General features: G+C 53.3%; 24 protein-coding genes. 13 read left to right on the plus strand and 11 right to left on the minus strand.

Annotation, left to right across the window (positions count from 1 at the left end; all coding sequences use genetic code 11):
• The first annotated feature begins 109 nt into the window (after positions 1-109).
• Entirely contained in the window at positions 110-3,106 is a 2,997-nt protein-coding gene (locus LA756_RS25615; protein ID WP_224437563.1) for a hypothetical protein, read from the plus strand.
• A gap of 12 nt (positions 3,107-3,118) precedes the next feature.
• Here the strand turns inward: LA756_RS25615 and LA756_RS25620 are convergent, their stop codons facing one another.
• Positions 3,119-4,111 carry a bestrophin family protein gene (locus LA756_RS25620; protein WP_224437564.1) on the minus strand — a complete coding sequence of 331 codons (993 nt, stop codon included), beginning with the start codon at positions 4,109-4,111 and terminating at the stop codon, positions 3,119-3,121.
• A gap of 65 nt (positions 4,112-4,176) precedes the next feature.
• The gene (locus tag LA756_RS25625) at positions 4,177-4,995 is read right to left on the minus strand and encodes a universal stress protein (RefSeq protein WP_224437565.1); all 819 of its coding nucleotides are present in this window, start codon (positions 4,993-4,995) and stop codon (positions 4,177-4,179) included.
• Here LA756_RS25625 and LA756_RS27390 point away from each other — a divergent pair.
• The 3 genes from LA756_RS27390 (at position 4,994) to ppk2 (ending at position 7,338) form a co-directional block, all read left to right on the plus strand.
• Positions 4,994-5,053, plus strand: coding sequence for a hypothetical protein (locus LA756_RS27390; RefSeq protein WP_224440438.1), 60 nt, complete (start codon positions 4,994-4,996; stop codon positions 5,051-5,053). The two genes, LA756_RS25625 and LA756_RS27390, sit on opposite strands and share 2 nt — an antisense overlap.
• A 311-nt stretch (positions 5,054-5,364) precedes the next feature.
• Entirely contained in the window at positions 5,365-6,321 is a 957-nt protein-coding gene (locus LA756_RS25635; RefSeq protein ID WP_224437566.1) for a LysR family transcriptional regulator, read from the plus strand.
• 102 nt (positions 6,322-6,423) lie between these two features.
• Positions 6,424-7,338, plus strand: a complete 915-nt coding sequence (gene ppk2, locus LA756_RS25640) for a polyphosphate kinase 2 (RefSeq protein WP_224437567.1) — start codon at positions 6,424-6,426, stop codon at positions 7,336-7,338.
• A gap of 73 nt (positions 7,339-7,411) precedes the next feature.
• Here the strand turns inward: ppk2 and LA756_RS25645 are convergent, their stop codons facing one another.
• The 8 genes from LA756_RS25645 to LA756_RS25680 all read right to left on the minus strand — a co-directional run bounded on the left by LA756_RS25645 (position 7,412) and on the right by LA756_RS25680 (position 15,355).
• Positions 7,412-8,458 (minus strand): DUF1559 domain-containing protein, encoded by a 1,047-nt coding sequence (locus LA756_RS25645; RefSeq protein ID WP_224437568.1) that lies wholly within the window; start codon positions 8,456-8,458, stop codon positions 7,412-7,414.
• A gap of 431 nt (positions 8,459-8,889) precedes the next feature.
• The gene (gene groL / locus LA756_RS25650) at positions 8,890-10,503 is read right to left on the minus strand and encodes a chaperonin GroEL (RefSeq protein WP_224437569.1); all 1,614 of its coding nucleotides are present in this window, start codon (positions 10,501-10,503) and stop codon (positions 8,890-8,892) included.
• A gap of 70 nt (positions 10,504-10,573) precedes the next feature.
• Positions 10,574-10,909: a co-chaperone GroES gene (gene groES / locus LA756_RS25655; protein WP_224437570.1), complete on the minus strand. Its 336-nt coding sequence runs from the start codon at positions 10,907-10,909 to the stop codon at positions 10,574-10,576.
• A 339-nt stretch (positions 10,910-11,248) separates the two neighbouring features.
• Complete coding sequence (locus LA756_RS25660) at positions 11,249-11,545, minus strand: hypothetical protein (RefSeq protein WP_224437571.1); 297 nt, start codon at positions 11,543-11,545, stop codon at positions 11,249-11,251.
• 398 nt (positions 11,546-11,943) lie between these two features.
• Positions 11,944-12,252: a hypothetical protein gene (locus tag LA756_RS25665; RefSeq protein WP_224437572.1), complete on the minus strand. Its 309-nt coding sequence runs from the start codon at positions 12,250-12,252 to the stop codon at positions 11,944-11,946.
• A 131-nt stretch (positions 12,253-12,383) separates the two neighbouring features.
• Entirely contained in the window at positions 12,384-12,692 is a 309-nt protein-coding gene (locus LA756_RS25670; protein WP_224437573.1) for a hypothetical protein, read from the minus strand.
• Between the two features lie 11 nt (positions 12,693-12,703).
• Positions 12,704-13,747 carry a Gfo/Idh/MocA family protein gene (locus tag LA756_RS25675; protein ID WP_224437574.1) on the minus strand — a complete coding sequence of 348 codons (1,044 nt, stop codon included), beginning with the start codon at positions 13,745-13,747 and terminating at the stop codon, positions 12,704-12,706.
• Positions 13,748-13,861: 114 nt separating this feature from the next.
• Positions 13,862-15,355, minus strand: coding sequence for a rhamnulokinase family protein (locus tag LA756_RS25680; protein ID WP_224437575.1), 1,494 nt, complete (start codon positions 15,353-15,355; stop codon positions 13,862-13,864).
• Between the two features lie 213 nt (positions 15,356-15,568).
• Here LA756_RS25680 and LA756_RS25685 point away from each other — a divergent pair, with 213 nt between their 5' ends.
• From LA756_RS25685 to LA756_RS25700, 4 genes are all read left to right on the plus strand, one after another.
• Complete coding sequence (locus LA756_RS25685; protein WP_224437576.1) at positions 15,569-17,203, plus strand: cation:proton antiporter; 1,635 nt, start codon at positions 15,569-15,571, stop codon at positions 17,201-17,203.
• 273 nt (positions 17,204-17,476) lie between these two features.
• On the plus strand, positions 17,477-18,247 hold the full coding sequence (locus tag LA756_RS25690) for a phosphoadenylyl-sulfate reductase (protein ID WP_224440439.1): 771 nt from the start codon (positions 17,477-17,479) through the stop codon (positions 18,245-18,247).
• Positions 18,248-18,253: 6 nt separating this feature from the next.
• The gene (locus tag LA756_RS25695) at positions 18,254-18,682 is read left to right on the plus strand and encodes an Rrf2 family transcriptional regulator (protein ID WP_224437577.1); all 429 of its coding nucleotides are present in this window, start codon (positions 18,254-18,256) and stop codon (positions 18,680-18,682) included.
• Between the two features lie 9 nt (positions 18,683-18,691).
• Positions 18,692-18,967: a hypothetical protein gene (locus LA756_RS25700; protein WP_224437578.1), complete on the plus strand. Its 276-nt coding sequence runs from the start codon at positions 18,692-18,694 to the stop codon at positions 18,965-18,967.
• A gap of 3 nt (positions 18,968-18,970) precedes the next feature.
• Here LA756_RS25700 and ribA read toward each other — a convergent pair whose 3' ends face one another.
• Positions 18,971-20,176, minus strand: a complete 1,206-nt coding sequence (gene ribA, locus LA756_RS25705; protein ID WP_224437579.1) for a GTP cyclohydrolase II — start codon at positions 20,174-20,176, stop codon at positions 18,971-18,973.
• Between the two features lie 151 nt (positions 20,177-20,327).
• Here ribA and LA756_RS25710 point away from each other — a divergent pair, with 151 nt between their 5' ends.
• From LA756_RS25710 to LA756_RS25730, 5 genes are all read left to right on the plus strand, one after another.
• Entirely contained in the window at positions 20,328-21,167 is an 840-nt protein-coding gene (locus tag LA756_RS25710) for an alpha/beta hydrolase (RefSeq protein WP_224437580.1), read from the plus strand.
• A 59-nt stretch (positions 21,168-21,226) separates the two neighbouring features.
• A complete protein-coding gene (locus LA756_RS25715) occupies positions 21,227-22,108 on the plus strand; it encodes a hypothetical protein (protein ID WP_224437581.1) in 882 nt (293 codons plus the stop codon).
• Between the two features lie 854 nt (positions 22,109-22,962).
• Entirely contained in the window at positions 22,963-24,735 is a 1,773-nt protein-coding gene (locus LA756_RS25720; RefSeq protein WP_261362126.1) for a 2-oxoacid:acceptor oxidoreductase subunit alpha, read from the plus strand.
• Positions 24,736-24,791: 56 nt separating this feature from the next.
• Positions 24,792-25,811 (plus strand): 2-oxoacid:ferredoxin oxidoreductase subunit beta, encoded by a 1,020-nt coding sequence (locus LA756_RS25725; RefSeq protein WP_224437583.1) that lies wholly within the window; start codon positions 24,792-24,794, stop codon positions 25,809-25,811.
• Between the two features lie 286 nt (positions 25,812-26,097).
• Positions 26,098-26,301, plus strand: coding sequence for a hypothetical protein (locus LA756_RS25730; RefSeq protein ID WP_224437584.1), 204 nt, complete (start codon positions 26,098-26,100; stop codon positions 26,299-26,301).
• The last annotated feature ends 8 nt before the right edge of the window (positions 26,302-26,309 follow it).

The raw sequence follows: 26,309 nt of genomic DNA on the forward strand, positions 1-26,309 counted from the left end.
AAAGGTGATCCATATTGTCCTCGTCCTGGGCCTGTCGGTCAAATCGGGCGCAAGTTTTGGCGATTAGTGTGCGAATCGCCCTGTTTTTCTCGAACGAATGGCCAGATTCATGATACGTCTGCTACTTCTGATCGCACTGGTTTGTTTGGCCGGGACAAACGTCTGCGCAGAATCGCCCATCGAGCTGATCGATACGAAGTCTAAGCTAGGCGGCTGGACGTTCGATAACGGCAAAGAATTTCCCGGAGCGGTCGGCCGGTTGGAACTTGTGAAATCGGATCCACCCACGCTAAATTTGCATGGCGATTTCTCGGACGGCGGAATGTACGTGCAAGCGGCGAAACGCCTGCCGGAGTTGCCGATCGAAACAGTTTCGTTCGAGATCAAGGTACCCAGTGGCGTCGGTAAAGTCACCACGCGATTGATTGACGGTACCGGGCAATGCCACCAACTAAGCATTCGCTTGAATGATAAAGGGGGCTGGCAAACCTACACGTTCCCTGTGGCAAGATATTTCACGTCGCTGGAGAAAGGGGCCCCGCTCGACATCGTGACGAACTACGAGAAGTGGAGCGGTGCGAACGATGGGCGGTGGCATCAGCCCGGCAAGTTGTTCGTCATATTGGCCGGTCGCGAGGCACTCAGCGAAGGAAGTATCGCAATTCGGAATGTAACGCTGACACCTACGCCACCGAAAGTGGATATCACGACAACGGTTCGCCTGGACGAGTTTGCCGAAGGAACAACAGGTGCCTGGCAGTACAACAATGGCAACGAATTCAAAGGAGCCGAAGGTGGACTCACGTCGATTGACGGCGCTACCGCCGAACGTTCAGGCTTGCGGTTGAAAGCCGACTTCTCAAGCGGCGGACGCTATGTGGGCATGCGAAATCGTTTGGACGAATCGGATGTGAAACGAACCACAGCGATTCGTATGCAAGTTCGATCGGAGACTGTGAACGAGTTCTCTCTGCGGTTGGTCGATGACAGCGGTCAAACCCATCAACGACACGGTTTTAACGTCAACGCCGATGGCCAGTGGCACCTTGTCAGCATCGAGCCAGAGAAGGTCGCGGGAGGCGAGCATTGGGGTGGTGCCAATGATGGCAAGTGGCATGGAGGTGTCAAACTGATCGAATTGATGTTGAACACGCGATCGTCCGATTCGCCCATGCAGCTTGACTTGGCTGACTTGCGGATGGAAGCGATTGTCGAAGGTCAGCTTTCGCAAGAGGCCTGGCAAGAAGACTTTGACGAAGTGGAGGCATTAAAGTGGCAGACCAGTGGAGATGTCTCCTACGATTCTATGCTGACGATGCGACGAACGCTGGAAACAATCCAGCAGCCAACTTCGGCAAGTAGTCCACGACTCGCAGTGAAGGAGGGATCGTGGCGCGTTGCGTATCGATGGAAGTCCGACCTGCATTCGCCAGACAATTCGTTTCATGGCGCTGTCGAACTGAACATCTACGACACGAACGATCAAAAATTGACAACGTTTCCGCTGGCGATTGGGTTTGGCCAAAACGATTGGACGGAAGTCGAGAAGCAAATCCGTTTGCCGGATGGGGCTGCCTATGCGAGGTGGAACTGTCAGCTGAATAAAACGTATGGCCATTTTTCGATCGATGATCTAACCGTAGCTCGATTGGTCGTACAGCCCGCGGTGCCACGGATTGAGAGCATTCGGATTGCTTCGGAAGCGATCGGCAATTTGTTTTACCCTGAGAGGCCAATCGCCTTTCAGATTTCGGTTCCCACCAATAAACCGCTCGCGAAAGAAAATCAACTCGTTCAGGCAGAAGTACTTGACTATCGCGGTGACATCGTGCTTAGCCAGATCGCCGTTCCACTTTCACAAGTGGAACGGCAAACGTACGACGGGCGAATTGAACTCGATCGAAGCAAGCTAAACGTTGGGCAGTTTTATGAATTGCACGTGACGATTGCTCAAGGGGAAGGGGAACCGGCAACGGAGTTTTCCGGCTTTGCAATCTTGCCGGAAGCTATCAGTAAGCAGTATAAGCCGGAACAGATTCCCTTCACGATTCGGAATTGGGATAGTCGCTTTCCCGATTATTTTTATCTAGCGGATCGGCTTGGCTTGCGCATGATGGGAGTCTGGGGTGGCTGGTCGAATGAGCCTCCGTATCGGCCGAAACTGCCAGGATTGGAGATTGTCAAAAAGCTCGACGCCAAATGGGTCACCGGAACGCCTGCGTCTAAGGTGGAAGATGAAGGATTCAAGACGGTCACCGAAGAGTCGCTTCGCCAAGGGATAACCAATTTTCTCAAGGATTATGCGGATCAAGGATTGGCGATGATTGCCCTGGGCAACGAACCGCATGGAAAGGGGAAAGTCGTTCTCGACAACGTCAAAGCATACAAGGCCGTCTATGAAGCGGTGAAAGCGTATGACCCTGCCATCCATGTGATCGGTACTTCGGTCGAGCCGAACAAAGAGTACTTTGAAGCAGGCTATCAGAACTATCTCGACTCGTACGATTTTCATATCTACGAGCACTACAGCAAAGTTCGCCGCACGATGGCTGAGTATCGGAAGTTGATGGAAAAGTACGACGCCGTAAAGCCGATTCATTCGACCGAACTAGGGCTCAATAGCCAAGGGCAAGCGCGACTGGCGGTGGCGATCGAGATGATCAAGAAGTGTACGGTCTTTTTTGCCGAAGGAGGCGAAACCGTCAGTTGGTTCACGATCATGTACCCCGACAAAGATGGCAATGCCCGGGGGCAATTTGGTGATGCTCACTGCGTCTTTGACTGTAAGTTCAATAACTACAATCCGCGGCTCGATGCGGTGACTTACTATCACCTGATTAACAGCTTGGGCGTGAAGAAGTTCGTCGAAGAGAAGCAGTCGCCTGATGGAACGCAATCGTATTTATTTCGCGACGATGCAGGAAATTGCTTAAAAGTCGTTTGGAATGACGAAGCCAAAAAAATTGTCGACCTTGACGTCGCAAAGGACGCCAAGGTCGACGTGATTCGCATCGATGGTCTGAGGCAACACATCGACACGAATCGGGCATTGGTTCAGTTGGAAGTTTCGGACGAACCGCTGATGCTGCTTTACTCGCAGCCGTAATAGCGTGGGCGGCTATGGCTCGATAATCGCAGGACGAAACTCCATCGATCGTGACTCTTCATATTCGGTAGTGGCAGGCATCACGTCTCGCTTCGGTTTGGGAATTGGAGTGGCGTCGTGCGAGATGACGGGAGGAAGTTCCGCGACGGAGGCCATGATGTTGCCATGAATCGTTTGCGATATCTGATCGAGCGGTAAATGATTCAGGCGACGCTTGCTGAATGGGTTTTCCAGTTCGACACCAATTTGATCGAGCGCCAGTAATGGATACGCCACCAAGAAAACAATCAACGGCGTTGCCATACCTGCTGCATCGACAATCGCGATTGGTAGGAAAATGAGATAAAGAAACAGGAACCGGCGAATCTTGATGGAAAATGCCGAAGCCAATGGCGTACGCAAAATCCGTTCGCAGGCACCAATGTGATCGATGAGCCGGGCACGTTCCGTTTCCGCTTGCAGAAAGAAAAAACGATCCAGCTGCCCGTTGTCGACCGACTCCTTCAAAAGGTCGGCCACGCGGCGAATGACGTACATCGGCATGTGTTCGGCCTGGGAGAGTCGACGCGTCTCATCGGTACCAACGATTTCGCATAGACCAGAAATTTCGTCGAACTTATGTTCGCTTCGCAGGCTATGGCAGCAAGTCGCCGAGAATGCGGAAACCCAGCGGGCATACGACTCTCGCCATTTCGGATCGGAACTGCCATAGATCAGTCCAATCTGGGCAAGGTTTCGCGATTGATTGACGATGCCGCCCCAAATTTTGCGAGCTTCCCACCAACGGTCGTAGCCTGCGTTGGTTCGAAGTACCAATAGCAATGCGAGCACGACACCAATGTACTCGTAGTGAGCTGTCGCGAGACCGTTCTTGAGATCGAAGATTTGAAACAGCGTATAGATAGCCGCGCTGAAAGCGGTAAATACAAAAAGTCTGCCAGCGATGTAGGGGGTTACGGAACCTTGTAGTTTGAAAACTTCGGTCCAAAATCCTTCGCGAATCATAAATCCTCTTTACTTCTTTCCGTTGCCTGCGGAAGAAATGTTCTCTTGTTCCAGAATGTGGATGTCTATCCCATTAAGTAAAGATCGAGCTTCGTCTGTCGCAGCACGACGAGCGACAATTGCCCGACCCAGCGAGACCAAAGGCCCAGCTGGCTGGGAATTCCCATCACGACGACATCCGCTTCCCACTTCTGGGCGTACGGAATTAGGACCCTGCGAACCGACCCTGTCAGGTAACCTACTTCCACGTCAGGGCACCGCGACTCGCAGTACCGACGCATCGAAAGTAGTCGATTAGCACACTCGTTGGCGGCCGCTCCAACACCAAGCAGACGACACTGCGGCATTTCCAAGGGAGACTGACTGAGAAACGTGCGAATCGCTCTCGCGGCTGCGACGCTACCGTCGTAAACCAGCAAGACACGGCGCGGATCGGTCTTTTCACCTCGCGAAACATACAGGGGCTGCCGACTTCGCGAAGCAAGTTCCACGTGCTGCCAGGGATCGAGTTCGCCAGGAGAAAACTGGCTGCCGATCGGACAGTATCCGACAAGCAGATCATGAAACTGCGATTCACGAGCCAACGTCCGGATAGGATCCCCTTCGAGCCCGAGCGAATCGAACTCGAGTTGGTATCGCTGACCCACCTGGCGAATCTGATCGTGCGAGATGCTTTGCCGCCGCTCCGTGTGTGCAAGCCGAGTGGTTTCGCTTAACGTATGAACGGCCGATACCAGGTGTCCGGTGTTTTGAAGCGATCTGTTGTCGAGTACCGAGAGACCTTGCAGACGGGCGTTGCAGCGCTGTGCGATCCGAGCACCGAGTTCAATCACTTGGTCCGAACCGTAGCAACCGCTGAGGTGAAGCAAGACGCTCTTTAGCATTCGATGCCCTCTTCATGGGGAATTCGTTTGCATCCGCTATCAACGAATGCATGGCTGAGGACCGTATTCCGTGGTCCTTTGCTGGAATGTTTATACGCATTTCGAGCCTCGAAAGTCGCAACAATCTTTCATCACTTTGCATTGAAAATCTCTATGGTGGCGTCTGTCTTAGTAGTACATTGAAATTTTCTATGCTGACGCAGGCGGCGCGGAAAAAATATGACTTTCTTATGTCGGAAAGAATATCTGCCTGCGGACAATTGAGTGCGTATCGCTAGAATTGTGCGACACACCGCAACTATCCCCCGAACCTGATTCCATGGATGTTTCGCCCCACGAAACGTAGGGATTACAGGATGAGAAGGTTTGATGATCGATCGTCTCCAAGAGCTTAATTTTCTACATCTGTTTTATTTTTGGGTGGCAGTTCGGCAGGGAAGCATTACGGCTGCTTGCGACCATCTCCATCTTTCTCAGCCGACCGTTAGTTCGCAGATTCGTAAATTAGAAAAGTCACTTGGACATGATCTGCTGGACCGAAGCGGGCGAGACCTACAGCTCACCGACGTCGGCTCGACCGTGTTTGAGTACGCTGACGAGATTTTTTCGACAGGAAGAGAGATGCTTGGCAGCCTCAGAGGGTTGCCCAGCGATCGAGCGTTGCGACTGAGCGTTGGCGTGCCGATGTATGTGCCGAAACTGATTACGTATCGGCTATTGGAAGTGGCATTACGATATTCTCGGCCGGTTCAAATCGACTATCACGAAGCGCCCATGGAAGAACTGGTCGCCGATCTTGCGCGGCATCAACATGACGTGATTATTTCGGATCGACCGCTTTCTTCGAATCGACAACGACGCAGTTTCAATCATCCACTTGGCGATTGTGCGATTGCGTTTTGTGCGGTCGGTTCGATGGCCGAACAGTTACGGGCCGACTTTCCCAAGTCGTTGCAACGTGCGCCGTTGCTGTTGCCGTCGCCCAATACGGAGTTGCGGCGAAGTTTGGATCAGTGGTTCGACGAGAATGATATCTGCCCCAAGATTGTCGCCCAATTCGACGATAGTGCAATGCTTAACGAGTTTGGCAGCGGTGGCGCTGGGGTCTTTCCCACTCCGGCGGCGGTGCTGGATCAAGTGCGGCGACAGTACGACGTCGAACTGGTCGGCACGCTAGAGGACGTAAGAAGCCATTTCTTTGCTATCACGGCCCAGCGGAAGCTATCGCATCCTGTGGTGATGGCCATCTCGGAAGAAGCACCGCGAATTCTGTTTGACATGCGAAACGGTACGAACCTTTCCGCCGAGGGAAAGCAAGCTCGCTAGAGGGCGACACGCGGCTCTTCAAATCTTAATATCCCATGCCACACGGTTTGTTAGACTCATGGTCTGGGATTGGATGATAGGAGCTTGAGAAAGTCGACCACAATGAACGAATTTTCTTCGGAATTCGACCAACAGCGTTTGCACGACGAAATCATCGACTCGTTGGACGAGGAGTTCGAGGCGGAGTTAGAAGATGCGATGATGGACCGTGTGGCGACACGTCCAGAAATTGCAACAGACGAACCACTACCTCGCCGAGTCTATTTTCGAGAGTTGCTTCGCCTACAGCGCGAGCTGATCAAGCTTCAAAGTTGGGTCGTCGAGCATAAAGCCAAAGTGGCCGTTTTGTTTGAAGGACGAGATGCCGCCGGCAAAGGCGGAACGATCAAGCGAATCACGCAGCGGCTGAACCCACGCGTTTGTCGAGTCGCGGCACTTCCCGCTCCGAGCGAGCGTGAGAAAACGCAATGGTATTTTCAGCGTTACATTCAGCACTTGCCCGCAGGTGGCGAGATCGTTTTGTTCGATCGTAGCTGGTACAACCGAGCCGGCGTCGAACGGGTGATGGGGTTCTGTAACGAGCAGCAGTTGGAAGAGTTCTTCCGAACAGTTCCCGAGTTCGAGCAGATGCTTGTGCGTTCCGGAATTTACTTGATCAAATACTGGTTCTCGATCAGCGATCAGGAGCAACAGTTTCGATTTCAGTGCCGTATCGACGATCCATTGAAACAGTGGAAACTAAGCCCGATGGATCTCGAGTCACGTCGCCGTTGGGAGCAATACACGGTCGCTAAGGAAGAGATGTTCTCGCGAACCAATATCCCGGAGGCGAACTGGTGGGTTGTAGAAGCAGACGATAAAAAAAGAGCCCGGCTCAATTGTATTCATCACTTGCTGCAACAAATTCCCTATTCGGAAGTATCCCAGCCCTCGATCTCGTTGCCGCCTCGCGAACATGAGGAAGGCTACAAACGGCAGGTCCTGCCCGAGGACGTATTCGTGCCCACCGTCTATTAAGTATTTACCACCGCGGCGCATAAAAAAGCCCACCGAATCGCATTCGATGGGCTTCGTGTTTATTAACCGTGACTTATTGGTTGATGGTATTGATCTCGCCACCAGCACGGCTCCAGAGAGCATGCCACGCGTCGGCGTTGACGGTGTCAGGAACGAAGCGGACACTGCCATCGACCAAACAAGCATTCACCCCGCCGGGATGAAAGCTACGTGCACTGTTAGCCTTCGACGAGCGATAGGTAAGGTCCGGCGCTGAATTGTTTGGCGTCAAAAGGCCATTGAGAAGTGGACCCTGAGGAACACTACCGCGTAGCCACATCAAGCAACGACCACCGTCCCAGCTTCCGCTGCTGACTTCGGACTGAACGCCAGCGATACCACTTGCATTGGCTCGATTGCCGTAGTCAACGAAATCGATGCTAGAGCTTGGGGAAAGTCGGTAGATTCGAACGTCTGCATCCGTGGTCGTTGGTGAGTCACCAGTACCGGTAACCGTTTCCGAGAATAGCAACGTGTTTGTCGTGCCGTCCGTAACGGACGCAAACTTAATCTTTGCTTTCACCCAGCACATACCGTTGTTAGCGGTCGTACCTGCGTGGAATGCTGCATCAAGTCCATTACCAGCATTCATACCGTAGCTACTACCTGCAACGGAAACGGTATCGCCCGATACCGAATCGGTAATTTGCTGAACTTGCGGCGTCGTAGCACTAGGGCAGAAAAACGAATTTATTGGATATTGAATAATAGGGCGAATTTGAGGAATGATCCCGTCTCTGCCGGGATGTCCCATGAAGAAGCCAAAATCGATGAGATTCTGGAGATTCTCTTGCTCCATATAGGGCAAGATCTTAGCCATTGGCGAATAGTCACTGAGATAGCCATTAAGCGGTGACGGATCCGCAGGGCCGTCCCAGCCGGCGTTTGGAAACGCACCTTGGTAAGTGTCCGCATAGTTATGCGTGGCGAGCCCGATCTGTTTCAGGTTATTCGTGCACGACATTCGACGTGCTGCTTCGCGGGCCTGTTGGACGGCGGGAAGCAGAAGGGCGATCAGGATACCGATGATCGCGATCACAACAAGCAATTCGACAAGCGTAAAACCTTTACGCGTACGCATGGGGAAGACTCCTGTTTATTGTGCATTGCCGGGGAAACGTTTGTGCCGAAACGTCACAAGGGCAAGCACCGCGCTGTGGACCTAAGTGGTCCGTTCTCCGGGGGAATGTCCGAATACGGGCATTGGCGAGTCGCGCGTGACGGGAGAGTGTCGAAGAAACCGCACGCCTTAGCTAGAGTTACCGCATTCCTCTGTTAATTCCGCTGGCGAAAGGCTTGCGGCGGCTATTGAAACATCGTCTCAATAGAGAATGTTAGTGTAGCGAGCTATTTTTTTATAGGCAACCGACTCTCACCAAAATTTCGGGAGAAATTAATGGATTAGTTCAAGTTTGGCCTGAGGGGATCATCATGCATCTGATCGCGCATAAAAAAAGCCTGCCGAAGGGGAACACTTCGACAGGCTTTGGATTTCAGCGGTACTAACGTCGATTAGTACATGTCGTCGTGGCTGTGGCCACCCTTCTTGTCAGCCTTTGGCTTTTCAGCGATCAAAGCATCGCTAGTCAGCAACAGCGTGGCGACCGAAGCAGCGTTTGCCAGAGCGGTTTTGGTGACCTTGGCAGGATCGATAACGCCCGACTTGACCAGGTCTTCGTAGGTGTCGGTCAGGGCGTTGTAGCCCTGGTTGCCCTTCGATTCCAAGATCTTTTCGCAGATGATGCTGCCATCTTTACCGGCGTTGGTGGCGATCGTGGTGATCGGAGCACGGCACGCACGGATAACGATGTTGAAGCCGATTTCTTCGTCGTGGCTCAGATCTTCAGTCTTCACCTTGGACGAAGCACGGAGAAGGGCAACACCACCACCAGGCAAGATGCCTTCAGCAGCGGCAGCACGCGTGGCGTGCAGGGCGTCTTCGACGCGAGCCTTCTTTTCCTTCATTTCGCTTTCGGTAGCAGCACCGACGTTGACTTTGGCGACACCGCCAGCCAACTTAGCGAGACGCTCTTCCAGCTTTTCCTTGTCGTAGTCGCTGGTCGAGTTTTCGATTTCGCGACGGATCTGGGCGATACGATCCTTGATGTTCTGGGTATCGCCGGCACCTTCGATGATCGTCGTGTTGTCTTTGTCGATGATCACCTTCTTAGCACGACCCAATTCCGCCAAGCCGAGGTTTTCGAGCTTGATGCCGAGGCTTTCGAAGATGGCAGTACCACCGGTCAGGATGGCGATGTCTTCCATCATGGCTTTACGACGGTCGCCGTAGCCAGGAGCCTTCACAGCGGCACAAGTGAACGTACCACGCAGACGGTTGATGACCAACGTAGCAAGTGCTTCGCCGTCGACGTCTTCTGCGATAATCAACAGTGGCTTGCTCTGCTGAACAACTGCTTCGAGAACCGGAACGAGGTCCTTGATGTTACTGATCTTCTTTTCGAAGACAAGCACGTAGCAGTCTTCCAATTCGACCTGCATGCTGGTCGGATTGGTCACGAAGTAAGGGGACAGATAGCCGCGATCGAACTGCATCCCTTCGACCCATTCGACTTCGGTGGCAAGCGACTTGCCTTCGTCGACGGTGATGACGCCGTCCTTGCCCACTTTTTCCATGGCGTCGGCAAGCAGTTCGCCGATTTCACGATCGTTGTTGGAAGCGATCGAGCCAACGTTGGCCATTTCTTCCTTCTTCTTGATCGGAATGGCCATGCCGTTCAGTTCGGCCGTGATGGCGTTGACGGCTTTTTCGATACCGGCTTTCATTTGAATTGGATTCACGCCGGAAACAACCGCCTTCAGACCTTCGTTGAAGATCGCCTCGGCCATCAGCGTGGCGGTCGTGGTACCGTCACCGGCAACGTCGCTCGTCTTGCTGGCAACTTCACGAACCATTTGAGCGCCCATGTTTTCATAGACGTCTTCCAGTTCGACTTCCTTGGCGACCGTGACACCGTCTTTGGTGACCGTTGGGCTGCCGAAGGACTTTTGGATGATGACGTTACGACCCTTTGGGCCCAGCGTCGTTTTGACGGCTTTCGCCAACTTGGATACGCCGCGGCGGATAGCTTCGCGGGCTTCCTGATCAAAGGCGATGATCTTTGCCATCGATGAATACTCCTAAAATGTTCTTAGCGTCAAACGTTGTGTTTACGGGGAAATATCAGCGAGCGCGAGACTAGCCTTCGATGACAGCGAGGATGTCGTCTTCGCGGATCAGAATGACTTCGTCGTCACCAATGGTGAACGTATCGCTACCGGCATAAGCGCTGAAGACAACTTTGTCGCCTTCTTTGACCTGAAGTTCGCTACGGCTACCGTCTTCCAGCAGTCGACCGTTGCCAACGCTGATGACGACGCCGCGGGATGGCTTGTTCTTAGCCGTTTCCGGCAGGAAGATCCCACCAGCGGTCTTTTCTTCCAGCTCGTCGCGACGAACGACAACGCGATCGCCCAGCGGCTGCAAACGTTGCTGGTTGCCGGATGCCTTCTTCTTTTTCGTAGCCGTTGCCATGCTCTTGCCTTCCTCCAGAAAACTAGGGGCTTGTGTCTCCCTTTCACAGGAGACGCCGATGCGGGATATGAACGGTTGGCGATCGGCACGCGGTAAGTCTGAACCGGGCCCGACTGCCATTGTTGCGCGAACAATTGCGTGGACCGTCCATGTTGCAACTGGTGTGCCAGAAAGTGTCCTTTGTGCCGCAAGTGTTTTTCGGGTAAAGGTTTGCGGCGAAAAGAATTTCGTGCTTAGCTGTCCGTTTTGTCAGAGAAGGCTTGGGCTGCCAATATGACAGAAAAAGGCCGCCTCCGTTGAGAAGCGGCCTTTTGATGATTTCAACTTAGTCGGCGTCGCTTATTGAGCGACTAATTGGTCGCCCATCAGGACTTGGCCAATGATGCCGAGGATCATGCTTCCAACGATACACCCCGTCCATACCAGCATCAGTTGGCTTGCGCCGTATTTGCCAGCATTAACCCAGCCCATTACAAAGGTAATGAGGCCGCCGAAGCCGCAGAAGATGGTCGTCAAAATACAGATGATGCCCAATGTCGAGTCGTCATTCTGGAACATTTTGACGATGACCAGAATGAGGCAAACCAAGCTCACAATGCTTAGCAAGCCGGCCAAACCTAGAAAAATAAAACCCATGGTGTAGACTCCCCCGTCTGACGAACGAACGCACGTTTCCCATCGAAACGTTGTTAAAAGTGGTTGTAATCTTTGAAGTTAACGGCAATCAAGTATTTTTCGTCAGCTTTCAGCGGCAAAATATTACGTTTGTGATCGTAGGCATCTCCTAGTCCCTACAAATACCGCAAACGGAGTAATTTTATGTCGCGTCAGCGCCTGGAGCCATCTTTGCTGCCGAATGCCACATCGAGCAGGCCAAAAATGACTTCCAGGGCCAATTCAATAAGTGAAGTGGCCAATTCAAACAGAGCCGCAATGGCATCCATCGTCGTTTCCTCAAGCAAAATGAAAGTTGCCTGAGGGTGTTTCGTCGTTTCGGTCGCAATCTTGGGACTCCCCAATAAATCGCAACCGACCTAATGGATAAGTCCTTCGGCCTGCATCTGAATCAATCCATACGCCATGCCGAACATCAGTTGGGCAAAGCAAATCGCCGTCCAAAAGCCCATTAGCCGAAATGCGTCGTATTTGCCGACATAGACCCAGCCGGCAAAAAAGCCAATCAGGACGCCAAAGCCTGAGCAAAATGTCAGTAGCAACGACAGTCCCGCCAGCCCGATGTCCTCGTGGCAGCACATCTTGACGAGGACCAGGACAAAGCAGACCAAGTTTATGGCCCCCAAAATCCAGCAAAGGCTCATCAATACGAAGCTCAGCCCAGCCATCGAAGGTCTCTCCCGTCGAGAACGCTCGTAGCGAACGCTCCCCCGGTGAAACATTCGGCTGTAGCTATCTAGGTTGCCGAAATCGCGCAGTCAAGCAATCTACGTTCAGAAAACAGAACATGGGCGATGGTCTATGGATAGCTCGGAGCCGGCCGCGGCAGCCAAAGTGGGACAGAAAGCAGGAGTCCCACGAAGATCACCAGTGCGATGGTCCACGTGACCATCACTTTCATGGCGTCGTACTTCTTCACATCGATCCAGCCGACGACGAACGCGATAATGCCCCCGCCGAAACCAAAGAACGCCAGAACAATACATATAAGTGGCAGCGCGATTTGATCTGCCTTGAACATGCGATAGATGATCATGCAGAAGCAAACAATGCTGACGATCCCGGCAATTAGGACCTGGCCGGCGCTGATCATCGGAAGCACGTACATGTATGTCCTCTTTAAACTCGGACAGTCTTCCCTTTGGCGACCGAATCGGCTTGTTTTTGGCACAGCACCAATGCGTCGACGGCAATTTCACCACCTAGGATATCGGATGGCTTTCCTTCGAGGATGCTCTTTTCGACTTCTTTCAACTCGGCGACGAACGAATCAACCGGGTCGCCTCCTTTGAGCTTCGGCTGCTTCGACTTCCCTTTCTTGGGCAAAACGGTTAGCGGCATCGAAACCACGGGAGCATCATCGATTACCGCGAAGTCGAGCATTAACGTTGCTTCTTCAAAGTGAATTTCAAAACCATGCGTGAAACTCCGAGCAGCCTGGTGAAGCACGCCGCTGGTCGCAGTGACGACATAGTTGTCTTCGCCGAAGCCGTACTGCGAGGTGAAGTACTCGACGCAATCGCCTCGCATGCGTCCAACGCTACTGACACTCTTAGGCATGCCAAACATCAGGCGAATAAAGTGAGCATCGTGGATGTGCAAGTCGAGGAGTGGACCACCAACTTTCTCGAGATCGTAGAAGTCAGGAATCCACGTAGGATCGTTGATCAAGCGCTTGAAGTGTCCGCCGAGCAGGTTGCCAAACTTGCCACTACGTGCCGCTTCCAACGCAAAGTTGAATTCCGCGAAGAATGGCAGCACGTGAGCGGTTAGCAAAAGCTTGCCGCTCTTTTCGGCTGCTTTCTGCATTCGTTTGGCCGCGGCAGGATCGAGAGCAATTGGCTTTTCGACAAGGACATGCTTGCCCGCTTTCAACGCTGCAATGGTTGCTTCTTCATGTAGCGCCGGCGGAAGGCAAATGTCGACCATGTCGATCGAGTCGTCCGCGAGCAGTTCGTCTAACGTTGCGTAAACGGTCATCTTCGAGACATCGATCTTCTCGCCGGGAGGGCCAAAGTTACCTTTGATTCCTCGCCAATCCCCTTTTTGCTTTTTAGGATCACGCGAGCAAAAGCTGGTAACTTTCATCCCTCGCACCTTCTGGTAAGCAAGGTAGTGAATCCAGCTCATAAAACCGACGCCGACGATGCCAACTTTGATCATGATGTTTCTCTTCGAGAGTATTTCGTTTTTTTGTATTGCGTTCCCAGTTAATACGAAGAGGCCGCTTTTTGCACCTGCAAGCGATTTAAAAAGCCTCTTGGAGAAACTTGCCGCTTAAGCGTCACACATCTTTTCGAAGCGAGGGAATGCGTCGTCCCACATCGTTGGTGTTTTCGGTTCGTAAGTCACAACTGGGAAGCTGTTGCGAATCACTTCGCGCCCTTCAGCCAGGCTTCCAATGTCTCCCGCAGCGACCGCTTGCAGCATGAGGTTGCCAATCGCCGTTGCTTCAACCGGCCCAGCGACGACCTGGCAGTTGCAGGCATCAGCAGCCATTTGGCAAAGCAATTGGTTCTGGGTGCCGCCACCGACGATATGGATTGTGTCGATCTTGGCTCCAGTTAGATCTTGGAGATTACGATGGACAACGCGGTATCGCATGGCGAGGCTTTCCAGGACGCAGCGAATTACAGCTCCGTCAGACTGCGGAACCACTTGCGATGTCCGCTGACAGAATTCGCGAATTTGGGCCGGCATATCTTGTGGAGCTGCGAAGTCACCGTGGTCAGGATTCACGAACGAGGCCAACGGCGTTGCTTCCTGCGACATCCGGACCAAGTCGGAATAGCCATACTCATGACCGTTTTGCTTCCAGATGCGACGACACTCTTGAACTAGCCACAGCCCGGCAATGTTCTTTAACAGCCGCGTAGTGCCGTACACGCCCCCTTCGTTGGTGTAGTTGAGTGCGGCGCACTGCTCGTTGATGATCGGGTGTGGCGTTTCAACTCCCATCAGCGACCAAGTTCCGCTCGATATGTAGCACCAATTGGGCATCTCGCCGGGGGAGCTCTTCGCGGGAACTGCAACGACGGCCGATGCCGTATCGTGTGTGCCAGGGCGAACGACTTTCGTTCCTTTCAGCCCAATTTGGTCCAGCACCGATTCGCGAAGAGGACCGACGACCGAGCCAGGATCGACGATTTCTCCGAAGATATGTCCTGGAAGTCCAAAGCCTTCAATCAGCTTCTGCGACCACTGTTTGGTAACCGGATTGAACAGCTGCGAAGTGGTGGCGTTGGTAAGTTCGTTCCCTTTTTCTCCCGTCAGAAGCCAATGGAACAAGTCAGGCATCATCAAAAAGCTTTGAGCGGCGTCCAGGACTGAACTGTTCGCCTTCTTCATGGCCAGCAGTTGATAAAGCGTGTTGATCTCCATGAACTGGAGCCCGGTCTCGGCGAAGATCTCTTCTCGGCTGACTTGAGCGAATGCTTCGGCGAACATTCCGTTGGTGCGTGGATCGCGGTAGTGGTAAGGATTGCCGAGCAGCTCGTCGTTTCTTCCCAGCAGAGCAAAGTCGACCCCCCAGGTATCAACACCGATACTGCTAATTTGATTTCCAAACTTGGTTCCCGACGCAGTCAGACCATCTTTGATGTTTTGCCAAAGCTTGAGCAGATCCCAGTACAGATTGCCGGCAAACGCCGTGGGGCCGTTCTCGAATCGGTGGACTTCTTCCAGCTGTAATTTCTGGCCATCGAAGCGGCCACCAAGAACTCGACCGCTGGAAGCACCTAAGTCGACGGCAAGATAGGTCTTTTCGGACATCGTTTTGTTCGTCTGGGGTGAAAGAGATGACGGAGTAGGGTAGGGCGGATTGCAGTGTAATAGACGCAAGCACGCACAACAATCATCGGTTTCTGCCGGGAATCGGGCGATTCTCGGCGTTGACCCAATCGCTAAAACGGATTCGACGTGTAAAACTAGTGGTACCGGCAATGATGTACGCACCTTCGCCCTCAGCTCCAGGGATTAGGACCTGTGGAACCGCTTGAGATCCTGGCACTCAATCTAATCATCATTCTGGCCGCTGGCTTCGTGTCAGGGGCCGTCTGTCGGTATTACCATTTCTCGTCGATTGTCGGCTACCTGGTTGTTGGCGCAATTATCGGCGAAGGTGGATTTCAGATTCTGCAAACAGAAAACCACGATCTTAAGCACCTCGCGGAAATGGGAGCATTGTTCCTCCTGTTTTCGATCGGTACCGAAATTTCGTGGGAAGAGCTGAAGCACGTTGGGCCGTGGATCTTGGTGGCCGGGTTTATTCAGCTGATCGCAGTAAGCGTTCCCTCTAGCTTTCTGTTCATGATGATAGGTATCCCATGGCAAGGAGCCGCACTTCTAGGGGCTGCCGTCGCATTGAGTTCGACAGTCCTGGTGTTTCGGGCCCTGCACGAGCTAAACGTTGCTTCCTCCCCGGCAGGTCTGCGAAGCGTCGGGATTTTACTGTTTCAAGATATGGCGATCGTTCCACTGATGCTCGCCGTTCCGCTGCTGGCCGCCTCGGATGGACATTCCAGTTTCGAATTCTTTCGGTTGGGAATTGTTTCGCTACTGTTCGTGACGACAATCCCTGTCCTCGCGTTCGTGACGCATCGCTTCGCTTTGCCGCTGTTCTCACTGCTGAGAAGTCGCGAACTGCTGCTCTTATTTGCGTTGGCACTGCTGGGCGGTGGCTGCTTTGTTGCCCATATTCTGGGCCTTCCCGCGGCCTTCGGGGCCTTCGGGGCAGGTCTGATTTTGGGAGGAAACCGTTTTACGCAGCAAGTCGATGCGTTGACGCTTCCCTTTCGCGAAAGTTTTGCGGCCGTGTTCTTCATCTCGCTCGGCGGTTTGCTTGATATCCAAGCACTGCTTCGCGATCCGATGCTGGTGCTGATTGGTTTTCCACTGATTATCGCGGTGAAAACCCTTGGTGCCGGGCTGGCTCTGAAGCTCTCGGGAATGCGATGGAAAGTCGCTTTGATCATGGGATTGGGGCTATCCCAGGTGGGGGAATTGAGCTTTCTGCTGCTCTCCGAAGGGATGGAGTCCGAACTGATCAATAGCTCGCATTACAATCAAATGCTGGTCCTGGCGATCGGGACGATGATCTTAACGCCGGGCCTGATCAAATGGGGCGTGCGAAAGCTGCGAGACGATACGGTCCTGCAAGTGGTCAAGGAAGAAAAAGCGATCGAGGCCCGCGAAACGATCCGCGAGGCTGTGATCATCGGTGTCGGGCCTGTCGCACGCCAGGTGGCATCTCGCATCGAGACATCTGGCGCAGACGTACGCTTTATCGATCTTAATTCGGTGAATACCTACCCTCTCATTCAAGCCGGATTTCGTGCTGTTACCGGAGATGCGACGAAGCGGAAAACGCTGGAAGAAGCCGAAATTATCCATGCTAATTTGGTGCTCGTTTCGGTTCCTGATGACGAAGCTTCGGTGCAGATCGTCAAGAATGTCCGCGGAATGAATCGGCATTGCACCGTCTTGGCTCGCTGTCGATATCAGCGAAACCGTGAACGGCTTCACCTGGTTGGGGCCGACTATGTGACGGACGAGGAATCGCAAACGGCATTGATGCTGATCGGCATGATCGAAAAGCTGGCCGAGAGCGAGTCGTTCTAAGATCTGGGGCTTCTGCCCCGAATCAATTTCTGCGGTCGAAGAGTGTTCTATTTCTCTTTTCGAGAAATGCCAAAAACGTCGATGCTCTGCCACAATCGTCAAAACCGGTAGGATTTGCCCTGGAGTTAGGTAATTGCTGTAACCGATGAAAACTCACGGCATCGAACCCATTGTTGACTAAGTTGGTCATGATAGTTAACAATGAACCCACAGGGCGCGTAACCCATGCAACTGACTAGCCTTACCACGGACGTCCCGATTGAAGTGAATGCCATGTCGGCCGGTAAAGTAACCCAAGAACAGCAAACGACTTCCGAGATGCTTCAGCCTACGCCAGAGCTTATGGCGGAGCTGGAAGAAGCTTCCCAGAGACTCGAAACGGCTACCCCAGAAGAAATTATTCGCTGGGGGGCGGAACGTTTCGGTTTGAAGCTGACGATGGGAACCGCTTTTGGTCCGGAAGGGTGTGTAATTCTTTACCTGCTCTCCCAGATTGCCCCAGATACGCCAGTATTTAATTTAGATACGGGGTACCAATTCCAGGAAACGCTCGACGTTCGCGATCAGATTCGCGAAAAGTTTGGGATCGACGTCGAACTTCTGAAGCCTGAGCATACCGTCGAGGAGTATGAGCAGATCCATGGCGGTCCGCTTTACAAAACCAACCCAACCCAGTGCTGCTTCGATCGCAAAATCAAAGTTCTCAAGCGTGGCGCAGCCGGCAAACATGCTTGGATCAGCGCGATTCGTCGCGATCAGAGCGAAGACCGCGCGAAGGCCAGCATTGTCGGTTGGGATAAAAAGTTCGGATTGGTGAAGATCAATCCGCTTGCGAATCAAACGAAGAGCTGGGTCTGGCGAATGATCACCGAGCATGGCGTTCCTTACAACGCTCTGCACGACCAAGGCTATACCAGCGTCGGCTGCTGGCCGTGCACGCGAGCCGTCCTGGCAGGCGAAGATGAACGAGCCGGCCGCTGGAGTGGTACGGCCAAAACCGAGTGCGGTTTGCACACGATGGAAGACGATAGCCCCAACGCCTAAATCGTTATGACAGTCTCGGCGAAAACCGAATACGCATGTATCGCAATGATCGAACTGGCGGCCCGCTTCGAGGCCGGTCAACCAGCTCGACTGCGCGAGATCGTCGAGGCTCAGGGGATTCCGCAACCCTTTCTCGTGCAGATCATGTCGCAACTCAAAGCGGCCGGTTTGGTGCTGAGCACACGCGGCGCCACCGGCGGCTATCGGTTAGCCCAAGCCCCTGATCGGATAACGCTGGCCGACATCTTTCAGGTCATCGAAGGCAACGGCGATCAGACCGAATCGAACCTGCAGAAACCAACGCCAGCCACGGAAGCGTTGTGCGGAGTCTGGGGGCAAATATGCCAGGCCCGTTCGCGAATCCTGGAAGAAGTGACGCTTGCCAATCTGGCAGCACGCGTTGCTGAACAACCCGACGAAATGTTCTACATCTAGGCGGTGTCTATGAGCGAGCAAACTGTTCCCAAAGAGTGGCTCACCGAAAAGACGACGATGGAAGAAATCGTCGCCACGTGTGCCCATCCTGACCCGCAAATTGCCGTGGTCGCAAAGCATTACCTGACTCAAGCCACCGGTTTCGTCGATCAGATGCAGCCCGGGGACGAGCTTTGGAACTACTCGACGCCGGACAGTTTCTGGGCCAGTAATCAAGGGGACGCCGGTCTGGCGATCGTACGCGACGACGAGATCGTCGAAAGCGTCTGCATGGTTCGCAACTGACGCCTACGGCAATCGGTGCCCCATTTTGTCTCGCTTAGTATCGAGATACTTCTGATTGTGGGGATTGGGTTCGGGATGAATGGCGACCTGATCAACTACTTCCAAGTCAAACCCGCCGTAGATGAACGCATCGGTTTTCTTCGGATTGTTCGTCAGGAGGCGAATCTTCGATAGGCCCAGGTCTTTCAAAATCTGAATGCCGACGCCGTAGTCACGCATATCGCTCTTAAAGCCCAAAGCGTGATTGGCTTCGACCGTATCAAGCCCTTGATCTTGGAGGGCATAGGCGCGAATCTTGGCTTTCAGCCCAATGCCACGCCCTTCCTGCGGAAGATAAATCAATGCTCCTACGCCTTCTTCACTGATCTGTTGCAACGCCATCTTCAATTGATCTCCGCAGTCGCACCGCAGCGAATTGATCAAGTCTCCGGTAAAGCAGCTGCTGTGCAGTCGGACCAGTGGGGCTTCGACTGAAGTGAGGTCTCCCATCGCGATCGCCACAGGTTCCTGCGATTCGTATTTCACGTCGTAAACGATGATATCGAACTCACCGAATGACGTTGGCAGCTTGGCTTCAGCGCCACGTTCGACAAGCTTCTCGTTCACCCGGCGATGCGAAATCAGTTGTTCGATCGAGATGATTTCAAGGTTGTGTTTTTCGGCCAGTGCGATCAATTCGTCGCGTGTGGCCCGATCACCCTCTTCGTTGAGGATTTCGCAAAGCGATCCGGCCGGGGTGAGACCTGCCATGCGAGCCAAATCGACGGAAGCTTCAGTGTGACCTGCTCTGCGGAGCACGCCCCCTTCTTTGGCTAGAAGCGGATAGACATGGCCAGGGCGGACGAAGTCGTCTGCGGTCGATTTTTCGTCGACCATGCTCATTATGGTCTCAGATCGCTCTTTGGCCGTGATTCCAGTTTTGGCGTTCTTATGATCGATTGGCGTGGTAAACGCAGTCCGAAGTGGCGCGTTGTTGTTTTCCACAAGTGGCGTCAATTCGAGGCGTTCACAGACGTCCGGCAGGCACGCAGCACAAAGGAGTCCACGTCCCTGCGTAATCATGAAATTAACGACTTCGGGGGTGGTTTTTTCCGCTGCGGCGACAAAATCCCCTTCGTTTTCCCGGTCTTCGGCGTCCACAACAATGATGACTTTGCCAGCTTTGATCGCATCGACGGCCGCTTGCACGGTAGAAAAACGGTGGCTCACGGGAAGCACTCTCCTGAAAAGCACGGGGCATCGCCGATGGAAAAAAGGATACCCTGCACGGTCCTTGGGGTTAATATTGGGCAATGTCGGCGGAATAACTCATTATAGGACCCGCGATTGCGCGGCATAGTTCACCTTGACGGAGTCCGATGTGGCTGGTTGGAAAAGTTCCCTTTTGACGCTGCTCGTCTTTATGGCGGTCGAAACAACCGTTTTCGCAGAGAAACCGTCGGTGCGTTTGGTGCCGAATCAGGTTTTTGCCGAGCGAGAAGACAAGACGTTAAAGGCCGATTTATATTTGCCGCCCGGAGAAGGTCCTTTCCCCGGGATCTTGATGATTCATGGTGGAGCTTGGGCAGGGGGCTCACGGAGCCATATGGCGACTCATGCCATCTTTTTGGCCAATCATGGCTATGCCGTCGCGACAATCACCTATCGATTCGCGCCGACGCACATCTTTCCGGCTCAATTGGAAGACTGCCAGGCTGGGCTTAATTGGCTACTCGAGAACGCAGATGAATTCGATATCGATACCACACGAATCGGCGGCTGGGGCTACTCAGCTGGTGGACATCTGGCTTGTCTGATGGCTGCCATCGAAGCGGAGCAGGTCGAAGGAACGCCTCCTTTAAAAGCAGTCGTTGCCGGTGCGGCGCCATGCGATTTCACAAACGAACCATTACGAAGCGAGCGTCTAAAGTTCTTCCTTGGCGGATCTCGCTTGGAGGTACCGGGGACTTACGTCGATGCTTCTCCATTGGCCCATGTGACGGCCAAGTGTCCTCCGATTTTCTTCTACCATGGTACCGAAGACGACTTGGTACCGATGCGAAATGCCGAAGTCATGCACGACAAGCTGTCTTCGTTGGGTATTCCAACGACACTGTATAAGTCGCAGGGCAGGGGGCATCTAGGGACTTTTATCGATGCCCAGGCAAAGCGAGAGGCATTGAAATTCCTGGACGGACATCTCAAACTCGGGAAGTCGTAATCGTGCCAGGTTAGCGATGAGCCTGGCGTACTTCCCGCAGCGAAAGATGTTTCACAAGCATGAATGACGAGGCGAATTCAAACGCAGGCTTGGAAGTTGAAGAATATGTCGAGCAGCGGCATCTGTTCGAAGGCATTCAAACGGGCCTGGCAGACAATCGCCCGATGCAGGAGATCTTGAAGTCGGTCGGCGACGAGATTCTGGTCACGACCAAACTGCCCATGGCGATCGACTTCCTGGCAGCGGAACTTCGTCATAGTGGTCTGTTTCATCCCGCGATGAAGCGGCTTTCGCACTATTTCACAGGGTTTCAGACGTTTATTGTCGAGTCTTCGGAAGATGATCGAGGCCGTTTCGATTTTCAGACTGGCCTGGAGATCTTGAAACTCGAAGTCAAACTACGCGCTGAACATGCGACACCGCAGTCGTTGTTTCTTTACCAGTTCGAGACCATTTGCCGCCATCGGTTGAAGTACGACCAAGGCTTCGCAGCAATGGCAACCGATCCGATGTTCGACGAGCATTGGCGGCGATTTCTTGAGATCAATCGACGACGCATTGGTTTGATCGACATTGCGGACATGATCTATACGCGGAGCGAGCATTACATCACGCAGCAGATTCGTCGCGGCGGAAAAATGCCGGGGTCCGACTTTCCTCCCCTGTTCGGCGAACGCGAAGGCCGCATCGCGCTGGCCAATCGCAAGCGAGATCCGCTACTTCTGTTTTCTGCTTTACAGCGACAACTTGGGTATCCCAAGGTTCCCTCGAAGAAAAAGATGGAGGAGGATTTGTTCCTGATTCCGCAGATGATGCGGCGGATGGAGCGGCTCGAAGCACGGATCAAACTGTTGGAAGAAGAGAATCGTGGTGGAATCGATCTCTCCAAGTTCTATGAGAAAGAAAAAGGCTCTTCCACGCTGGATGATCTCGACGGGTAATTTTTCTGCGCGAAATGAGTGCTCGCCGATGTCGTTGCAGTCATAGAGACTACTTTCGCTGGATTAAATCAGATCCAGATGTCTTATTTAGTGGGAAATGCGGTAATTTCTCCCTATTTTGCCCGGGTTTCGTGCGTCGTCTTGTTCTACCGATTTGGGGAGATTGTTAGACTATATGGCACGCGAACCCCGAAAAATCGGCATAACCGGCAAAATTGCCTCATAAAAATGCGGGGGCCTCGTCGAAATTTCAATTAGTTAGCGCAGTTGCGCGAGGCTTTTTGAAGTTCGGAAATCAACAAACAGATTGAAGGCGGATCCGCTGTCATTGACAGCAGCGATCAATCGGCTTTGTCCCAGAGGCCATGAAGTACCAAGTGGAGTCCGTTCGGCCCTTAAAGGCTTCTCCGATCATCGAGAACCATGTTCGGCAGGGTACACCACGTGTCGGCTTTGCCCTGGTTACCCGATTTGCGGCCCGCACCAAGTTTCGTACTTGGCATTCGCTTTGTTCCGGCAAAACGCCTCTTTTCTGCCAGCTGACTTCCCACTTCGGGAAGGATGCCAGCCCAAACTGCGTGGCGGACATTCGTAACATTTGGTTGAGTATAGAGCGATGCATTTGTGGCGCTTTGAACACTCAGCCATCGTTGCCCCGGAAAACTGAAATCGAGCTGCCTCTGCGTAATATTTGCCGCGAGGCCATGAGACTCGATAATTCCCATAGAAACCCTGTTGTTGCTCGGATACCCCGATAAACCATGTCCACAACTACCGATGAAACCACTGTCGTAAAAGAGATTCAGCCGTTGGAAGAAGCGACCGTTCGCTTCTGTGGCGACTCTGGCGACGGTATGCAGTTGGCCGGTACGCAGTTCTCCAATACATCTGCCCTGGCCGGAAACGACATTGCGACGTTCCCCGACTTCCCGGCTGAAATCCGTGCTCCTCGCGGTACGCTGGCCGGCGTGAGTGGTTTCCAGATTCACTTTGCTTCTCACGATATTTTCACACCTGGCGAGACGGTCGACGCGTTGGTGGCGATGAATCCTGCCGCGCTGAAGACCAATCTGGGCGATCTCAAGCGAAACGGCGTGCTGATCGTCAACAGCAACGCGTTCGACAAGAAAGCCCTTGGCCAAGCCGGATACGAATCGAACCCGATCGAAGATGATTCGCTGAGTGGGTTTCAGGTCTTTTCCGTCCCGATGACCAGCATGACGCGGGGCGCGGTAGAAGGTTTGGATCTGAGCGTGAAGGAAGCGGATCGATGCCGTAACTTCTTCGCCATGGGGCTCGTGTTCTGGTTGTTTGGTCGCTCGATGGAGCCGACTTTGCGATTCATCGACGCGAAGTTCGCCAAGCTGCCGGCTATTGCGGAAGCCAACCGACGCGCTTTGAAAGCAGGTCATGCTTTTGGCGAGACCACCGATGCATTCCGCAGTAGCTATAAAGTCGACAAAGCCAAGCTTCCGCCAGGCAAGTACCGCAACATGACCGGCAACCAGGCGTTGGCTTGGGGGCTGATCAGTGCGGCCAAGCTGAGTGAAAAGAAATTGTTCCTGGGGTCGTACCCAATCACTCCGGCGAGTGACATTCTGCACGAGCTGAGCAAGTACAAGAACTACGATGTTCTCACCTTTCAGGCCGAAGACGAAATCGCAGCGGTGTGTGCCGCCATCGGTGCTGCCTATGGTGGAGAAATGGCCCTGACGACAACCAGTGGACCTGGGATGGCACTCAAGGGCGAAGCAATGGGCTTGGCAATGATGCTGGAACTTCCGCTGGTGATTGTCGACGTTCAGCGTGGCGGCCCAAGCACTGGGCTACCTACGAAAACCGAGCAGGCCGACTTGCTGCAAGCGATGTTCGGACGCAATGGTGAATCGCCCATTCCAGTGATCGCTGCACGTAGTCCTGCCGACTGTTTTGACGTAGCCATCGAAGCCTGGCGAATCGCCACTCGGTTTATGACACCAATTATCATCCTGACCGACGGCTACATTGCCAACGGTAGCGAGCCATGGCGAATTCCGAACATGGCCGATCTGCCAAAGATCGAAGTCAAACATCCTGGCCCTCGCAACGAAGACGATCCACCGTTCCTCGCTTACCAGCGAAATGACGAACTTGCTCGTCCATGGGCAATTCCTGGCACGCCAGGCTTGATGCACCGCGTTGGTGGTTTGGAAAAGCAAGACGGTACCGGCAACGTCAGCTACGACCCGCAGAATCACCATCACATGGTCATGACGCGTGCAAAGAAAGTTGCCGGCATCGCCGACGCTGTTCCGCCGCAAGAAGTCATGGGCGAATCGAAAGGCAAAGTGTTGGTCGTCAGCTGGGGCGGAACGTATGGTTCCTGTCGCACGGCAGTGGCTCGCCTGCAAGCTCAAGGTAAGTCGGTCAGCCATGCTCATTTGCGATACATGAACCCGTTCCCGAAAAACCTCGGCGAACTTCTTTCCAGCTTCGAGAAAGTTCTCGTTCCGGAATTGAACTTGGGACAGCTGCGCATGCTGCTTCGCGACGAATACCTGGTCGATGCGATCGGTTTGAATAAGGTCCAAGGAAAGCCTTTCACGACAACCGAAATCGCCGAAAAAATCGAGTCGCTGCTCGGTTAACCAAATACCCCAACCATTTGATTGCAAACCCTTCAATGATAGAGAAACGATCCACCATGGCATCTGCAGAACTGCCTGTATTGAAGCCCGCGGACTACGGTACCGACCAGGACGTGCGTTGGTGCCCCGGTTGCGGTGACTACTCGATTTTGGCCCAAATGAAGAAGGTCATGTCGACGCTCAACATGAGCCGCGAAGACACGGTCTTCGTCAGCGGTATCGGTTGTAGCAGTCGCTTTCCGTACTACATGAACACCTACGGTATGCACAGCGTGCATGGTCGTGCTCCAGCTTTCGCCACAGGGCTGAAGTCTTCGCGACAAGATCTGACGGTGTTCGTCATCACCGGCGACGGCGACGCACTTTCGATCGGTGGTAATCACCTGATGCATGTGCTGCGTCGAAACGTGAATTTGAACATCATCCTGTTCAACAACCGCATTTATGGTTTGACGAAAGGGCAGTACTCGCCAACTTCCGAAAAGGGGAAGATCACCAAGAGTACGCCAATGGGAGCGATCGATAACCCGATCAACCCGCTTTCGATTGCCCTTTCCTGCGAAGCGACGTTTGTAGCTCGTTCGATTGATGTCCACATCAAGCACTTGGCAGCTACGCTGGAGCGAGCCGTCGCCCATAAGGGTGTTTCGTTCGTCGAGGTTTACCAGAACTGCAACGTCTTCAACGACGGTGCCTATAAGTGGGCCACCGACAAAGACACCAAGGCCGACACGATTTTGGAACTGGAGCATGGCAAGCCGCTGATCTTTGGTAAGGATCGCGACAAGGGGATTCGTCTGAACGGTATGACCCCAGAAGTGGTCGATGTTGGCAAGGGGATCAGCGAAGACGATCTGCTGTTCCACGATGCGAAAACGAGCGACCCAACGCTGGCCTATCTGCTAACGCGAATGTCGCATCCGGAATTTCCGGAACCAATCGGCGTGCTGCGAGATGTTGACGCACCTTGCTACGATGACGCGATCAACTATCAGGTCAAAACCGCCAAAGAAGCCAAGGGTGAAGCCAGCTTGGATAAGCTCTTTAACTCGGGGGATACCTGGGTAGTCGAATAAACGGCTGCAGTTGCTCAACGACAAGAGTCATTTCACGCCCCTTGAACGGTTTGTTCATGGGGCGTGTTTTTGTTTCTTGTCGAAGTGGAAGCTGGGGCACTACCTGCGAGGTGTGATGAAAGATCAAATTGTAACGGTTGCTCGGCCTTCCCCTTTTCACGCTAGCGGGGCCCTGCATTCATGCCGATAACAGGGACAACGAACGGTTCGAATGCGTATTAGCGCTGCGGCTTGGGATGTATCTTAAGTCGAAGAGGAAGGCCGGAGGGAAAGAAGGAATTTTGCCATGTGGCGGTCGCTATTTTTGGCAGTCGGTATCACATTGATCATCGTCGGAGCGGAGTGCCTGATCGTTGATTCGGCCATGGTGGCCGCTGAGGGAGGCCCGAGGCCATTTACGCCTCCCGATTGGGCTCCGTGGAGCATGATGTCCAGTGGTGCGATTGTCATTCTGTACAGCTTTACCATTCCCAAGCGAATGAATGGCTAGACGCATAG

It is taken from the genome of Bremerella sp. TYQ1, from assembly GCF_020150455.1.
Classification (GTDB): domain Bacteria; phylum Planctomycetota; class Planctomycetia; order Pirellulales; family Pirellulaceae; genus Bremerella; species Bremerella volcania_A.

Coding starts and splice junctions, on each gene's coding strand:
- LA756_RS25675 (WP_224437574.1), bottom strand. CDS start 13,747: ATGATCAAAGTTGGCATCGTCGGCGTCGGTTTTATGAGCTGGATTCAC.
- LA756_RS25620 (WP_224437564.1), bottom strand. CDS start 4,111: ATGATTCGCGAAGGATTTTGGACCGAAGTTTTCAAACTACAAGGTTCC.
- ppk2 (WP_224437567.1), top strand. CDS start 6,424: ATGAACGAATTTTCTTCGGAATTCGACCAACAGCGTTTGCACGACGAA.
- LA756_RS25615 (WP_224437563.1), top strand. CDS start 110: ATGATACGTCTGCTACTTCTGATCGCACTGGTTTGTTTGGCCGGGACA.
- LA756_RS25660 (WP_224437571.1), bottom strand. CDS start 11,545: ATGGGTTTTATTTTTCTAGGTTTGGCCGGCTTGCTAAGCATTGTGAGC.
- LA756_RS25720 (WP_261362126.1), top strand. CDS start 22,963: ATGCAGTTGGCCGGTACGCAGTTCTCCAATACATCTGCCCTGGCCGGA.
- LA756_RS25670 (WP_224437573.1), bottom strand. CDS start 12,692: ATGTACGTGCTTCCGATGATCAGCGCCGGCCAGGTCCTAATTGCCGGG.
- LA756_RS25690 (WP_224440439.1), top strand. CDS start 17,477: ATGTCGGCCGGTAAAGTAACCCAAGAACAGCAAACGACTTCCGAGATG.
- groES (WP_224437570.1), bottom strand. CDS start 10,909: ATGGCAACGGCTACGAAAAAGAAGAAGGCATCCGGCAACCAGCAACGT.
- LA756_RS25665 (WP_224437572.1), bottom strand. CDS start 12,252: ATGGCTGGGCTGAGCTTCGTATTGATGAGCCTTTGCTGGATTTTGGGG.
- LA756_RS25730 (WP_224437584.1), top strand. CDS start 26,098: ATGTGGCGGTCGCTATTTTTGGCAGTCGGTATCACATTGATCATCGTC.
- LA756_RS25625 (WP_224437565.1), bottom strand. CDS start 4,995: ATGCTAAAGAGCGTCTTGCTTCACCTCAGCGGTTGCTACGGTTCGGAC.
- LA756_RS25725 (WP_224437583.1), top strand. CDS start 24,792: ATGGCATCTGCAGAACTGCCTGTATTGAAGCCCGCGGACTACGGTACC.
- LA756_RS25700 (WP_224437578.1), top strand. CDS start 18,692: ATGAGCGAGCAAACTGTTCCCAAAGAGTGGCTCACCGAAAAGACGACG.
- LA756_RS25645 (WP_224437568.1), bottom strand. CDS start 8,458: ATGCGTACGCGTAAAGGTTTTACGCTTGTCGAATTGCTTGTTGTGATC.
- LA756_RS25680 (WP_224437575.1), bottom strand. CDS start 15,355: ATGTCCGAAAAGACCTATCTTGCCGTCGACTTAGGTGCTTCCAGCGGT.
- LA756_RS25695 (WP_224437577.1), top strand. CDS start 18,254: ATGACAGTCTCGGCGAAAACCGAATACGCATGTATCGCAATGATCGAA.
- groL (WP_224437569.1), bottom strand. CDS start 10,503: ATGGCAAAGATCATCGCCTTTGATCAGGAAGCCCGCGAAGCTATCCGC.
- LA756_RS25635 (WP_224437566.1), top strand. CDS start 5,365: ATGATCGATCGTCTCCAAGAGCTTAATTTTCTACATCTGTTTTATTTT.
- LA756_RS25715 (WP_224437581.1), top strand. CDS start 21,227: ATGAATGACGAGGCGAATTCAAACGCAGGCTTGGAAGTTGAAGAATAT.